15 protein-coding genes are annotated in these 13,107 nt (G+C 71.6%); 12 read left to right on the forward strand and 3 right to left on the reverse strand.

The features are described 5' to 3' along the window. Nucleotides 1-29 precede the first annotated feature (29 nt). The gene (locus ACLJOK_RS08600; RefSeq protein WP_410817429.1) at nt 30-602 is read right to left on the reverse strand and encodes a GNAT family N-acetyltransferase; all 573 of its coding nucleotides are present in this window, start codon (nt 600-602) and stop codon (nt 30-32) included. 11 nt (nt 603-613) lie between these two features. Further along, entirely contained in the window at nt 614-1,024 is a 411-nt protein-coding gene (locus tag ACLJOK_RS08605; RefSeq protein WP_410817430.1) for a hypothetical protein, read from the reverse strand. A 261-nt stretch (nt 1,025-1,285) separates the two neighbouring features. On the opposite strand from ACLJOK_RS08605, the gene ACLJOK_RS08610 reads away from it, so the two are divergent. Genes ACLJOK_RS08610 through ACLJOK_RS08635 form a run of 6 tightly spaced genes read left to right on the forward strand, consistent with a single transcriptional unit; the run spans nt 1,286 to nt 5,863 of the window. Beyond that, the gene (locus tag ACLJOK_RS08610; protein ID WP_410817431.1) at nt 1,286-1,636 is read left to right on the forward strand and encodes an urease subunit gamma; all 351 of its coding nucleotides are present in this window, start codon (nt 1,286-1,288) and stop codon (nt 1,634-1,636) included. Then, a complete protein-coding gene (locus ACLJOK_RS08615) occupies nt 1,633-1,980 on the forward strand; it encodes an urease subunit beta (protein WP_410817433.1) in 348 nt (115 codons plus the stop codon). The genes ACLJOK_RS08610 and ACLJOK_RS08615 overlap by 4 nt, the downstream gene beginning before the upstream one ends. Then, a complete protein-coding gene (locus ACLJOK_RS08620) occupies nt 1,977-3,680 on the forward strand; it encodes an urease subunit alpha (RefSeq protein ID WP_410817435.1) in 1,704 nt (567 codons plus the stop codon). The genes ACLJOK_RS08615 and ACLJOK_RS08620 overlap by 4 nt, the downstream gene beginning before the upstream one ends. Beyond that, nucleotides 3,680-4,372, forward strand: coding sequence for an urease accessory protein UreF (locus ACLJOK_RS08625; RefSeq protein WP_410817436.1), 693 nt, complete (start codon nt 3,680-3,682; stop codon nt 4,370-4,372). Before ACLJOK_RS08620 ends, ACLJOK_RS08625 begins: the two co-directional genes overlap by 1 nt. After that, nucleotides 4,362-5,147, forward strand: coding sequence for an urease accessory protein UreG (gene ureG / locus ACLJOK_RS08630; RefSeq protein ID WP_410817437.1), 786 nt, complete (start codon nt 4,362-4,364; stop codon nt 5,145-5,147). The genes ACLJOK_RS08625 and ureG overlap by 11 nt, the downstream gene beginning before the upstream one ends. After that, nucleotides 5,147-5,863: an urease accessory protein UreD gene (locus ACLJOK_RS08635; protein ID WP_410817438.1), complete on the forward strand. Its 717-nt coding sequence runs from the start codon at nt 5,147-5,149 to the stop codon at nt 5,861-5,863. The genes ureG and ACLJOK_RS08635 overlap by 1 nt, the downstream gene beginning before the upstream one ends. Nucleotides 5,864-6,141: 278 nt before the next feature. Here ACLJOK_RS08635 and ACLJOK_RS08640 read toward each other — a convergent pair whose 3' ends face one another. Continuing rightward, complete coding sequence (locus tag ACLJOK_RS08640) at nt 6,142-6,645, reverse strand: MarR family winged helix-turn-helix transcriptional regulator (protein ID WP_410817439.1); 504 nt, start codon at nt 6,643-6,645, stop codon at nt 6,142-6,144. A 96-nt stretch (nt 6,646-6,741) separates the two neighbouring features. Here ACLJOK_RS08640 and ACLJOK_RS08645 point away from each other — a divergent pair, with 96 nt between their 5' ends. From ACLJOK_RS08645 to urtE, 6 genes are all read left to right on the forward strand, one after another. Beyond that, complete coding sequence (locus ACLJOK_RS08645; protein WP_410817440.1) at nt 6,742-7,824, forward strand: substrate-binding domain-containing protein; 1,083 nt, start codon at nt 6,742-6,744, stop codon at nt 7,822-7,824. Between the two features lie 420 nt (nt 7,825-8,244). After that, nucleotides 8,245-9,489: an urea ABC transporter substrate-binding protein gene (urtA, locus tag ACLJOK_RS08650; RefSeq protein WP_410817442.1), complete on the forward strand. Its 1,245-nt coding sequence runs from the start codon at nt 8,245-8,247 to the stop codon at nt 9,487-9,489. A gap of 75 nt (nt 9,490-9,564) precedes the next feature. Then, nucleotides 9,565-10,452, forward strand: a complete 888-nt coding sequence (gene urtB, locus ACLJOK_RS08655; RefSeq protein WP_238661160.1) for an urea ABC transporter permease subunit UrtB — start codon at nt 9,565-9,567, stop codon at nt 10,450-10,452. Continuing rightward, the gene (gene urtC / locus ACLJOK_RS08660; RefSeq protein WP_410817444.1) at nt 10,449-11,636 is read left to right on the forward strand and encodes an urea ABC transporter permease subunit UrtC; all 1,188 of its coding nucleotides are present in this window, start codon (nt 10,449-10,451) and stop codon (nt 11,634-11,636) included. The genes urtB and urtC overlap by 4 nt, the downstream gene beginning before the upstream one ends. After that, entirely contained in the window at nt 11,633-12,409 is a 777-nt protein-coding gene (gene urtD / locus ACLJOK_RS08665; protein ID WP_410817446.1) for an urea ABC transporter ATP-binding protein UrtD, read from the forward strand. Before urtC ends, urtD begins: the two co-directional genes overlap by 4 nt. Beyond that, nucleotides 12,409-13,101, forward strand: coding sequence for an urea ABC transporter ATP-binding subunit UrtE (gene urtE, locus ACLJOK_RS08670; protein ID WP_410817447.1), 693 nt, complete (start codon nt 12,409-12,411; stop codon nt 13,099-13,101). The genes urtD and urtE overlap by 1 nt, the downstream gene beginning before the upstream one ends. Nucleotides 13,102-13,107: the final 6 nt, after the last annotated feature.

A 13,107-nucleotide genomic window follows, 5' to 3' on the forward strand; every position in this document is an offset into this window, starting at 1 on the left:
CGACCCGCGGCAGCCGGCGCCACGGCCGCTTACAGGTCCATCGCGTAGACCCGGACCTGGCGGCCGGTGTCCGGCTGCACGGTCTCGCGCTCCAGCGACATGCCCAGCTTGACCATCACCCGAGCGGACGCCTCGTTGCCGACGACGTGGATGCTGACCAGCCGCCGAAGGGACAGCTCGGCACGAGTGTGGGTGACGACGGCCTGGGCCGCCTCGGTGGCCAGCCCCCGACCCCAGTACGCGCGGCCGAGCCGCCAGCCGATCTCCACGGCCGGCATGATTTCGGGCAGGAAGGTCGGCACCGCCAGTCCGGTGAAACCGGCCAGCTCACCGGTCTCTCTGATTTCCACCGCGTACAGGCCGAAGCCGTGCTCGTCCCACTGCCGCTGATAGGTGGCCAGGCGCTCCGCGGTCGCGGCCCGGTCCAAGGTGCGGCCGTCATGGATGTAGCGCATCACCTCGGGCTGCGCGTTGACCGCGGCGAACCCGTCCAGATCATCGCTTCGCATGGGGCGCAGCAGCAGCCGCGGAGTCTCGAGGGACGTGGCATCAAGGGAGCTTGTCGGGTCAGGCACGTCCCCTTCGTAGCATTTCGGTGCCACGGGGCGATGGGTTATCTCTGGGCGGGTCGGCCGGCCATCCGTCGGCCGATCCGCCGCCCGGCGAGGCTCACCACAGTGCTGCCGGCCGCCATCCCGATCAGCACCAGAATCCCCCCGACCACCCACAGCCCGCTGTCGTCGGTCCCGGCGGCCCGCCACGACCAGACCGCCGTGAACGCCACAGTCATCACCGGCGCCACCAGCCACGGGCTGAGCCGCGTCCCGGCGAGCGCGGCCAGCAATACGAGCGTCAACACGCAGCCGATCACCTGCCACGCCTGGTACGGGCCGCTGCTCGCGCCGGTCTGCGCATCGACCGTGTACCGGGTGTCCCAGCCCAGCCAGAGGATCCACGCCCCGACCGTGGCCACCGCCAGGAACAGAACACCGAGCAGTGCGCGGGTACCCCTCGTCGCTGTCATCCGGCGATCATCCCCTGCCTGCCGCCGTACCGGTAGCCAGCGGCAGCCGACACGATCCCCAATGGACTGTTGCCTCCGTCGGTGGCGATCCTCTACGGTCTGCTCAGCGGTGGGCGGTGCGGTCCGCATCCGACCCGACACCGCCGGTTGCCCGTCGTGCGGGCCGGGATGGTGGAGTCCCGGGTCGCCCCGTCGGCGGTGACCCGGCGGTCGTGTGACTCCCAGCTCGTCCCCAGGTCCTGTGGCCCAGGGTGGCTCCGCATGGAGCCGACAGCGAGCCGGGGCACGCCGACCCACCGGGAGAGCCCCGTGTTCCTCAGCCCGCACGAGCAGGACCGCCTGCTCGTCCACGTCGCGGCCGATGTCGCCCGCGCCCGCCGCGAACGCGGCCTGCGTCTCAACTACCCCGAAGCCGTCGCGGTGATCACCGCGTTCCTCCTCGAAGGGGCCCGCGACGGGCGGTCGGTGGTCGACCTGATGTCGGCCGGCCGGGCGGTGCTCGGCCGTGACGACGTCCAGGACGGCATCCCCGAGCTGCTGAGGGAGGTGCAGGTGGAGGCGACGTTCCCGGACGGCACCAAGCTGGTGACTGTTCACCACCCGATCCCGTGATCCCCGGGGAGATCCTCCCGGCGGCCGACCCGGTCGAGATCAACGTGGGTCGTCCGGTGACCACACTGCTCGTGGTCAACACCGCCGACCGCCCGGTACAGGTCGGCTCGCACTACCACTTCGCCGAAGCCAACCCGGCGCTGTCGTTCGACCGGGGCGCGGCCTGGGGGCAGCGGCTCGCCGTACCGGCCGGCACCTCCGTCCGGTTCGAGCCGGGCATCAACCGCAGCGTCGACCTCGTTCCGCTCGGCGGCGCACGCGTCGTGCCGGGCCTGCGCGCAGAGTGCGCGGGACCGTTGGACCCGTCGCCGCACGCGGTCACGGCCGACAGGTCGCCGCGGTGAGCGCCGTGCGGCGGGACCGCTACATCGACCTGTACGGGCCGACGACCGGTGACCGGATCCGACTGGCCGACACCAACCTGCTGATCGAGGTGGAGACCGACCACTGCGTGGGCGGTGACGAGGCGGTCTTCGGCGGCGGGAAGGTGATCCGTGAGTCGATGGGGCAGTCCCGTGCCACCCGCGCCGAGGGGGCACTCGACACCGTCATCACCGGTGCGGTGGTGCTCGACCACTGGGGCGTGGTCAAGGCCGACGTGGGGCTGCGCGACGGGCGCATCGTGGCGCTCGGCCGGGCCGGCAACCCGGACACCATGCCCGGTGTCCATCCCGACCTGGTCATCGGCCCGGCGACCGAGGTGATCGCTGGCAACGGGCGGATCCTCACCGCTGGCGCTGTCGACACCCACGTGCACTTCATCTGCCCGCAGATCGTCACCGAGGCACTGGCCAGTGGCATCACCACGATGGTCGGCGGCGGCACCGGGCCGGCCGAGGGGACCCGCGCCACAACCGTCACCCCGAACGCCTGGCACCTGGCCCGGATGCACGAGGCGCTGGACACCATGCCGGTCAACGTGCTGTTGCTCGGCAAGGGCAACACCGTCTCCAGCGAGGCGCTGTGGGAACAGTTGCGGGCCGGTGCGGGCGGTTTCAAGCTGCACGAGGACTGGGGCACCACACCGGCGGCGATCGACGCCTGCCTGCGGGTGGCTGACGCGTCCGGGGTCCAGGTGTCGATCCACACCGACACACTCAACGAGGCCGGGTTCGTCGCCGACACACTGCGGGCGATCGGCGGGCGCGCGATCCACTCGTACCACACCGAGGGAGCCGGTGGCGGGCACGCGCCGGACATCATCACAGTGGCCAGCGAACCGAACGTGCTGCCGTCGTCGACGAACCCGACCCGGCCGTACACCGCCAACACCCTGGCCGAGCACCTGGACATGCTGATGGTCTGTCACCATCTCAACCCGTCAGTGCCGGAGGACCTGGCCTTCGCCGAGAGCCGGATCCGACCGTCCACCATGGCCGCCGAGGACCTGCTGCACGACCTCGGCGCGATCTCGATCATCGGCTCCGACGCGCAGGCGATGGGCCGGGTCGGCGAGGTGATCATGCGGACCTGGCAGAGCGCCCACGTGATGAAGGACCGGGTCGGCGCGCTGCCGGGTGACGGGCCCGCCGACAACCACCGGGCCCGACGGTACGTGGCGAAGTACACCATCTGCGCGGCGATGGCCAACGGGCTGGAGCGGGAGGTCGGCTCGGTCGAACCGGGCAAGCTCGCCGACCTGGTGCTCTGGGACCCGGCGTTCTTCGGCGTCCGGCCGCACCTGGTCCTCAAGGGCGGCATGATCGCGTACGCCCAGATGGGCGACGCCAACGCCTCGATCCCGACACCGCAGCCGATGCTGCCGAGGCCGATGTTCGGGGCGTACGGCGCAGCGGCGGCCGCCACCAGCCTGGCCTTCGTGGCCCCGGCGGCCCTGGACGCCGGGCTCCGCCTGGACGTGCGTCGCCAGGTGGTGCCGGTGAGTGACGTGCGGTCGCGGGGCAAGGCCGACCTGCCGGAGAACAACGCGATGCCGCGTATCGAGGTGGACCCGGACACCTTCACAGTGCGGATCGACGGGCAGGTGGTGGAGCCGGACCCGGTGACCCGGCTACCGATGGCCCAGCGGTACTTCCTGTTCTGATGGCGACGCCGAGCCTGCTGTTGCTGTTGGCCGACGGGCGCTTCCCGGCCGGGGCGCACGCGCACTCCGGTGGTCTGGAGGCGGCCGTCGCCGCCGGTCGGGTCACCGACCTGGCCTCGTTAGAGGCGTTCCTGGCCGGCCGGTTGGCCACCGCCGGGCTGGTCGGCGCGGCGTTCGCGGCGGCCGCCCACCGAGCGGCGGTGCCGGTTGAGCCTGCCGCCCGGTCGGGCGCGCTGTCTCGGCTCGATGCGGAGCTGGACGCCCGTACCGCCGCCCCGGCGTTGCGGGCGGTCTCGCGCCGGCAGGGCCGGGCGCTGCTGCGTGCCGGCCGGTCCATCTGGCCGGACGCCCCGTTCGCCGACCTGCCCGCGACGCCCGGTGGCCCACACCAACCGCTGGTGCTCGGGCTGCTCTGCGCCGCGGCCGGGCTGTCCCGCGTCGAGACCGCCATGATCGCGGCGTACGGGACGCTGACCGGGGCGGCCAGCGCCGGCGTACGTCTGCTCGGTCTCGACCCGTACCAGGTGCAGGCCCTGCTGGTCGGCCTGGCCGACGCCTGCGACGGCACGGCCGCCGACGCGGCGCGGGCCGCCGATGATCCACCGGAGCGGCTGCCGGCGGCCGCCGCTCCACTCGCCGACATCCATGCCGAAATCCATGCCACCTGGGAGGTGCGTCTCTTTGCGTCCTGACACCGTTGTGCCGAGCGCTGTGCCCGCCATCGAACCGACCACGCCGCCGCCGGCCACCCCACCCCATGACGAGACCGTTCCGCACACCCACCCGGAGCCGGGGGTGGACCCTCATCCGCCGTTGGCGCGTGCCGGCCGTGCCCTGCGGGTCGGCATCGGCGGCCCGGTCGGTTCCGGCAAGACGGCCCTGGTGGCCGCGCTCTGCCGTGCCTTCGCCGACGAGCTGCGGCTCGGGGTGGTGACAAACGACATCTACACGACCGAGGACGCCGACTTCCTCCGGCGGGCCGGCGTGCTGGACCCGGCCCGGATCCGCGCGGTCGAGACCGGTTGCTGCCCGCACACCGCGATCCGCGACGACATCGGCGCCAACCTGGACGCCGTCGACGAACTGGCCGAGGCGGTCGGCCCTTTGGACCTGGTCCTGGTGGAGAGCGGTGGGGACAACCTGACGGCGACCTTCAGTCGAGGGCTGGTCGACCGGCAGATCTTCGTGGTCGACGTGGCGGGCGGGGACAAGGTGCCCCGCAAGGGCGGGCCGGGGGTCACCGCCGCCGACCTTCTCGTAATCAACAAGACCGACCTGGCGCCGATGGTGGGCGCCGACCTCGCCGTCATGGATCGTGACGCACGGGCCCGACGCGGCGACCTCCCGACCCTCTTCCTGTCCATCGTGGGAGACCCCACGGCAACGTTGGTAGCCGACTGGATCCGGCACGAGCTGGCCCACCACGCCGCCCTGCACCCACTGGCCGTGCCGGTCGGCCCGGCCTGATGCGAGCGCTCGCTCGGCTGGTCGCCAGGGCCGACGGTCGGGGCGGCACGGCCCTGGTCGAGTTGCACGGCGAAACGCCGTTGCTGCTGCGCCAGACCCCGACCGACGGCGGTGTCGCCACTGTGCACCTCATCGGCGGGGCGGCCGGACCGCTCGCCGGGGACGATCTGCGCCTGGAGATCGAGGTCGGGCCGGGCGCGGCCGTCCGGGTGCACAGCGTCGCCGCGTCGATCGCCCTACCGGGTCGCGCGGGTGCCGTCTCCCGGATGGCGGTGCGTGCGGTGGTGCACGCCGGTGCGACGCTGCACTGGCTTCCGGAGCAGTTGGTCGCTGCGGCCGGCTGCGCGCACCTCGCCGAGTCCCGGATCGCACTGGCCGCCGGTGCGAGCCTGCGGTGGCGCGACGAGCTGATCTGCGGCAGGTACGGCGAGGTGCCCGGCGGTGCCGTCGTACACACCCAGGTCGACTACGCGGGTCGGCCCCTGCTGCGCCAGTCCCTTGCGGTGGGCCCGAACGCGCCGGGCTGGGCCGGCCCGGCGGTGCTCGGCGGCGCCCCGGCAACCGGATCGCTGCTGGTGATCGACCCGTCGCGACCCGCCGAACCTCCAACGGCCGAGGGCAGCGTCGCCCGGCTACCGCTGGCCGGCGGTCCCGCGACACTGTGGACGGCCACCGCGCCCGACGCGCACACCCTGCGCGCCCACCTAACGGTCTAAGGAGCCGCCACCGGGCAGCGATGCCGTCTTGGCCCTGCGCGACGCCGTCTTGGCCCGTGTCACCCGCGGCGGCCAAGCGGGGATTGGCCTCGGAAGCCGATACCGTTCCCGAGGCCAGGTTGGTGCAGAGCACGACGGTGCCGGCCGGCGGAGGCTCTCTGCCGTGGGGGGTGGGAGGTCGGGCCGCGCTCAAGGCCGTGCCGAACGCCCCGCAAGCCCGAACGCCCGACCGCCCGGAAGCCCGGAGCCCGGAGCCCGGAGCAAGGAGCGGGAGAAGGTCAGCGGTGTGGGCCGGCCGCGTCGGCGTGCACTCGTTGCCGGGCCGGGTCGAGGCGGCCGATCAGGTCGTCGAGCTGGCGTACGAGGTTGGCGGCCGGGGGCGTGCCCGGCTCGCTGGTCTCCGCTACGCCCATCCCCGTGATGCCCAGTTCGGCGATGCTGGCTCGGACCCGCTCGTCCAGGCGCGCGTGCTCGCGGCGGCCCCGGGCGGTCAGGTACGCCCGGATCCGCCGGCGGTCGATCGGATCGATCCGGCGGAAGACGAGGTTGCGGTCGACGAGCTGGTCGATCAGCTTGGTGAGGGTGCCCGGCGGCAGCGACGCCTCGGCGGACACCTCGCTCATCGGGTGGCCCTGGCCGTCGGCGAGCAGGCAGAGCACCCGCCACGCCTCGATGCTGATCGCGTCGTCGGCCAGAACGGCGCCCAGCCGGCGAGAGAGCAGCCGTTCGGCGCGGGTGAGCGAGCGCAGCAGGTCGGCTGGCGCCCCGGGCACATTTGACATGAAACTCCCTGGTCCGGTGGCCCTGTCATGGTAGCGAGTCGTCCCGGTCAGTGGGGAGCGCTGGTCTTCCGTGGTGGGCCGGGCAATCATGTGCTCATGTCCGCGCCGGCACCGCCGTGGCTGACCGTCGACCGTGCCGTGGTCAGCATCGCGCTGGTCTACCCGATGCGCGGGCCGGCCGGCATGTTCGGCCCTACCTGTGAGCTCTGCGCGCAGCTCGCGGCGGAGGAGATCAATCGGTGTGGTGGCGTGCTGGGCCGGGAGGTGCGGCTGGTGCCGGTCGACGGTGGCGCACCGCCGGCCGAGGTGGCCGCCGAGGTCGAGGCGTTGGTGTCGGTGGGGGCCGTGCAGGGGGTGACGGGGTGGCACATCTCCTCGGTGCGCCAGGCGTTGGCGCCCCGCGTCGCGCACCGGGTGCCGTACGTCTACACCGCACTCTACGAGGGCGGCGAACGCACCGAAGGGGTCTTCCTGACCAGCGAGACACCTGATGCCCAGCTGTGGCCCGCGATGCGGCTGCTCGCCGCCGAGCAGGGCGTGCGCCGCTGGTTCGTGGTCGGCAACGACTACGTGTGGCCGCGCCGTACGTCGCGGGCCGCCCAGCGGTACGCGCTGCGCGGCGGTGGGCAGGTGGTGGGCCGGCACTTCCTGCCGTTGGACGCGCACGACTTCACCGAGGTGTTGCGCCGCATCGAGCACAGTGACGCGGACGCGGTGTTGATGCTGCTGGTCGGTGCGGACGCGGTGCGGTTCAACCGCGCGTTCGCCCGGTCGGGCCTGGATCAGCGCTGCCTTCGGCTGAGCACCCTGATGGACGAGAACATGCTGTTGGCCAGCGGCGCCGGCGCGACCCGGAGGCTGTACAGCACGGCGGGTTTCTTCGCCGGGCTGGTGACACAGGAGAATCTCGACTTCCACGGCGAGTTCGCGCGACGCTTCGGGGTGGAGGCCCCGCCGCTGGGCAGCCTGGGGGAGTCCTGCTACGAGGGTGTCATGCTGCTCGCCGCGCTGATCGGCCAGGCCCGCACCCTCGATGTGCGAGCCATCGAGACGGCCGCCGACACGGTCGCCTACCACGGGCCGCGTGGACGGTTGCGGCTGCGTCAGCGGCACGTCCGCCAGCGCATCTACCTGGCCGAGGCCGACGGGCTCGACTTCACAGTGCTCGCCCAACTCTGAACCGGGCAGTGCAGTCGGCCCACTCGACCCTTGACAGCGCCACCCGACCCCGTCCTAAGATGCTTCCTGCGTGAAGTATCTGGCCACGGGGTCAGATCTCGCCAATGTGTGCCCACCGTCGACGGATTCGTCCGTCGACCATTGTGCTGGCACTTATCCTGCGTCTTTCCGAACGGCCGACACCGTTTCCTCCCCAACGGTGTCGGCCGTTTTCCGTGCGCACCTCGACGGTCCCGCGGAAACAGTCAATTAAGGACTGGGAAACACCCGCGCAATCATGCCGGTCGACGCTTTCCCTGCCCATATCCGATCCGGTGCCCTGCGCGGCGTCCACCCGTCGACCTTGGCATCGCCCACGTCAGCTCCATCGGACCGCACCGACCGTCCTTTCGCCACTTGAGTGCACCGCAGGGAGAGTAGATGTCATTATTCCGGGGCCGCCGCATCCTGGCGGGTGCCATGACCCTGGTCGCCGCGGCCGCGATGACCGCGTGCGGCAGCAAGACCACCGACGAGGGCGGCGCGACCGGCGTCACCGCCGACGTCTCCGGCGACACCGTCAAGGTGGGCCTGCTCAACTCGCTCTCCGGGACCATGGCGATCAGCGAGGTCACCGTCCGCGACTCGATCATGCTCGCCGTCGAGGAAATCAACGCGGCCGGCGGTGTCCTCGGCAAGAAGATCCAGCCGGTCGGTGAGGACGGCGCCTCGGACTGGCCCACCTTCGCGGAGAAGGCCGAGAAGCTCATCTCCGAGGACCGGGTGGCCGCCGTCTTCGGCTGTTGGACGTCGGCCAGCCGCAAGGCGGTCAAGCCGGTGTTCGAGAAGAACAAGGCGTTGCTGTTCTACCCGGTGCAGTACGAGGGCCTGGAACAGTCGCCCTACATCTTCTACACCGGAGCGACGACCAACCAGCAGATCGTTCCCGGGCTCGACTACCTCAAGTCGCAGGGCGCGAAGTCGGTCTATCTGGTCGGTAGCGACTACGTCTTTCCGCGGACCGCCAACAAAATCATCAAGGCGTACGCGACCGCGAACGGGATGACAGTGTTGGGTGAGGATTACGCGCCCCTCGGCTCCACCGAGTTCGGCACCATCGTCAACAAGGTCAAATCGTCCGGCGCGGACGCGGTGTTCAACACGCTCAACGGTGACAGCAACGTGGCCTTCTTCAAGGAGTACAAGTCCGCGGGCCTGACCGCCGCCGCGATGCCGGTGGTGTCGGTGTCGATCGCCGAGGAAGAGGTCAAGGGCATCGGCACCCAGTACCTGGAGGGTCAGCTGACGGCCTGGAACTACTACCAGACCACTCCGGGTGCGGCGAACTCGAAGTTCGTGGCCGCGTACAAGGCGAAGTACGGCGCGGACAAGCCGACCAGCGACCCGATGGAGGCCGCGTACGTCGGCGTGCACCTGTGGAAGGCGATGGTCGAGAAGGCCGGCGCCTTTGACGTGGAGAAGGTCCGCTCCGCCTCGGACGGGATCACCTTCGACGCGCCGGAGGGTCTGGTCACCGTCGACGGCAAGACCCAGCACATCGCCAAGACGGCCCGGATCGGCAAGATCGGCGCGGACGGCCTGATCACCGAGGTGTGGAACTCCGGCAAGCCCGTACCGCCGGACCCGTACCTCAAGACCTACCCGTGGGCGAGCGGCCTGAGCTGACGACGCCGGCCCGGGCGGAGCGCGTTGCCGCGCACTCCGCCCGGGCCACCCGACCAGCAGTTCGGAGTACCCACCGTGACAGTCCTCTTCGGTCAACTCTTCACCGGCATCAGCATCGGCGCGGTGCTGCTGCTCATCGCGCTCGGTCTCGCGCTGACCTTCGGCCAGATGAACGTGATCAACATGGCGCACGGTGAGTTCATCATGGCCGGTGCGTACACCACCTACGTTCTGCAGCAGAGCATCACCGGGGCGGGCCTGTCGCTGGTGGTCGCGCTGCCGGTGGCGTTCGTGGTCGCCGGCACCATGGGTGTCCTGCTGGAGGTGCTGCTCATCCGCCGGCTCTACGCCCGGCCACTGGACACCCTGCTGGTCACCTGGGGTGTGTCACTGATGTTGCAGCAACTGGCCCGGGACGTCTTCGGCAGCCCGAACGTGCAGACCCGCGCGCCCGAGCTGCTCACCGGCAACGTGGCGCTGCCCGGCGGGCTGACCATCGCCAACAACCGGCTGTTCATCCTGGCCCTGGCGCTGGCCGCCGTCGCGGCGCTCACCCTGGCGCTGCGACTCACCCCGCTCGGGCGTCGTATCCGCGCTGTGGTGCAGAACCGCGACCTCGCCGCCGTGTCCGGCATCGCCACCTCCCGGGTCGACCGGACGACCTTCTTCCTCGGCTCCGGCCTGGCCGGGCTCGCCGGGGTGGCCCTCACCCTGCTCGGCCCGATCGGCCCGACCATGGGCACCAACCTGATCATCGACGCCTTCCTGGTCGTCGTGGTCGGCGGGATCGGCCAGCTCAAGGGCAGCGTGATCGTCGCCTTCGCCCTCGGCGTGCTCCAGGCCACCGGGGAGTACCTCACCACCCTCAGCGTCGCCAAGGTGATCGTGTTCGTGGCGATCGTCGCGTTCCTCCAGTGGCGGCCACAGGGCCTGTTCACCCTGCGGACCAGGAGCCTCGCATGACCGCCATCACCCCCGCGCCACCCAGCACCGCCGTCCGCCCGGCGCCCGCTGGCGCCGTACCACCGGGTCGGCCCGCCGGCCGATCGGGGCTGCGGACCCTGGCCGGCTTCGCCTTCGGCGCGGCGGTGCTGTTCGCTGTCGCCCCGCTGGTGCTGTCGGACTTCCGGCTGGCGTTGCTCGCCAAGTACCTCTGCGTCGCCATGGTCGCTGTCGGCATCGGGATCGCCTGGGGCCGGGGCGGCATGCTCACCCTGGGCCAGGGCGTCTTCTTCGGCCTCGGCGGCTACGCGATGGCCATGCACCTCAAGCTCGCCGACGCGGGCCCAGGTGGGATGCCCGACTTCATGCAGCTGTACGGGCAACTCGACGAACTGCCCGTGTGGTGGCGGCCGTTCGCCAGCCCGTGGTTCGCGCTGCCCGCCACGGTGCTGCTGCCGATGGCGGTCGCCTTCGGGCTCGGCTCGCTGGTCTTCCGTCGCCGGGTCCGCGGCGCGTACTTCGCCATCCTCAGTCAGGCGCTCGCCGCCGCGATGGTGATCCTGCTGATCGGCCAGCAGGGCACCACGGGCGGCACCAACGGGCTCACCGACATCAAGGGCTTCTTCGGCTACGACCTGGACGACCCGGTCAACCAGCGGATGGTGTACTTCATCATCGCCGGGACGCTGCTGGCGTTGCTCGCGCTGACCCGTCAGCTCATCCACAGCCGCTACGGCGAGTTGCTGGTGGCGGTCCGCGACGGTGAGGAACGGGTCCGCTTCCTGGGCTACGACCCGGCCTCGGTCAAGCTGGTGGCGTACGTGGTCGCGGCGGGCATGGCCGGGCTTGCCGGGGCGCTGTTCGTGCCGGCGGTGGGCATCATCTCGCCCGCGCTGATCGGCATCGTCCCGTCGATCGAGTTCGTCATCGGCGTCGCGGTGGGCGGCCGGGCGAGCCTGCTCGGGCCGGTGCTCGGCGCGGTGGCGGTGGCCTGGGCGCGTACCGCCCTCTCCGAGCGCTTCCCGGGCACCTGGACGTACCTGCAGGGGTTGCTCTTCGTGGTCGTGGTGGCGTTCCTTCCCGGCGGCCTGGGGTCGTTGTGGGCGTTGGCCCGCCGCCGCGACGTCGCCGCGCCGCCGTTCTGGCGCGGGCGGTTGTCCCTGGGCCGACGACGCGCTGAGCGGACGGAGGTGCCGGCGGCATGAGCGGCGAGCGGTTGGACGGGTTGTCCGTCCGTGACGTGCGGGTCAGTTTCGACGGTTTCACCGCCGTCGACGGCGTCTCGTTGGAGGTGCCCGCCGGCGACATCCGGTTCCTGATCGGGCCGAACGGCGCCGGCAAGACCACACTGGTCGACGCGATCACCGGCCTGGTCCGGGCCACCGGCTCCGTCCGGTTCGGCGACGAGGAACTGCTCGGCCGCCCGGTGCACCGGATCAGCCGGCTCGGCATCGGGCGGACCTTCCAGACCTCGACGGTCTTCGAGGAGCTGTCGGTGTTGCAGAACCTCGACATCGCGGCGGGCGCACGGCGCAGCTTGGCGACACTGGCCCGCCGCCGCCGCGGTGTCCCCGACGAGGTCGCCGCCGCGCTGGAGACCATCGGTCTGGCCGAGCGGGCCGCGCACCTCGCCGGGACGCTCGCGCACGGTCAGAAGCAGTGGCTGGAGATCGGCATGCTGCTGGTGCAGGACGCGCGGCTGCTGCTGCTGGACGAGCCGGTCGCCGGGATGAGCCACGAGGAACGCGACGCCACCGGCGTCCTGTTGGAGACGGTGAGCCGGGATCGCACTGTCGTCGTGATCGAGCACGACATGGACTTCCTGCGTCGGTTCGCGCGCAGCGTCACAGTGCTGCACGCCGGCCGGGTGCTCAGCGAGGGCACAGTGGCGCAGGTCCAGGCGGACCCGCGCGTGCAGGAGGTCTACCTTGGCCACCCGGTCGACGCCGGGTCGGCCCGCACCGGCCTGGAGGCATGATGCTGACGCTGCGCGGGGTGCACGCCGGGTACGGGCGTTCTCGGGTGCTGCACGGGGTCGATCTGGCGGTCCCGCCCGACGGGGTGGCCACCGTGCTCGGGCACAACGGCGCCGGCAAGAGCACAGTGCTGCGGGTCGCGGCCGGGCTGCTGCGCCCGAGCGCCGGCACCGTCGAGCTGGACGGCGAGGACGTCACCCGCGCCGGGCCGCACGAGCGGGTGGCGCGGGGGATGGCGTACGTCCCGCAGGGTCAGCAGTGCTTCCCGCACCTGACCGCGGCGGAGAATCTGCGGCTGGTCGCCGACGGCCGGCGCGACGGGGCGGTGGCCACGGCGGAGGTGCTGGATCTGTTTCCGGCGTTGCGCCCGCTGCTGCGGCGTCGGGCCGGGCTGCTCTCGGGCGGTCAGCGCCAACAGTTGGCCATCGCCCGCGCCCTGATCACCCGGCCGCGGCTGCTGATGCTCGACGAGCCGACCGAGGGCATCCAGCCGTCGGTGGTCGCGGAGATCCAGGAGCGGATCGTCGAGCTGACCCGGCAGTCCGGGTTCAGTGTGCTCCTCGTCGAGCAGCACCTGGGCTTCGCGCTGCGGGTGGCGGACCGCTACCACGTGCTGGAGTCCGGTCGGGTCACCTCGCACGGCGACGGGGGTGTCACGGCGGAGCGGGAGGTCCGGGCGGCTCTGGCGGTGTGACCGGCG

Source organism: Micromonospora sp. 050-3, from assembly GCF_046549335.1.
GTDB lineage: Bacteria > Actinomycetota > Actinomycetes > Mycobacteriales > Micromonosporaceae > Micromonospora > Micromonospora trifolii.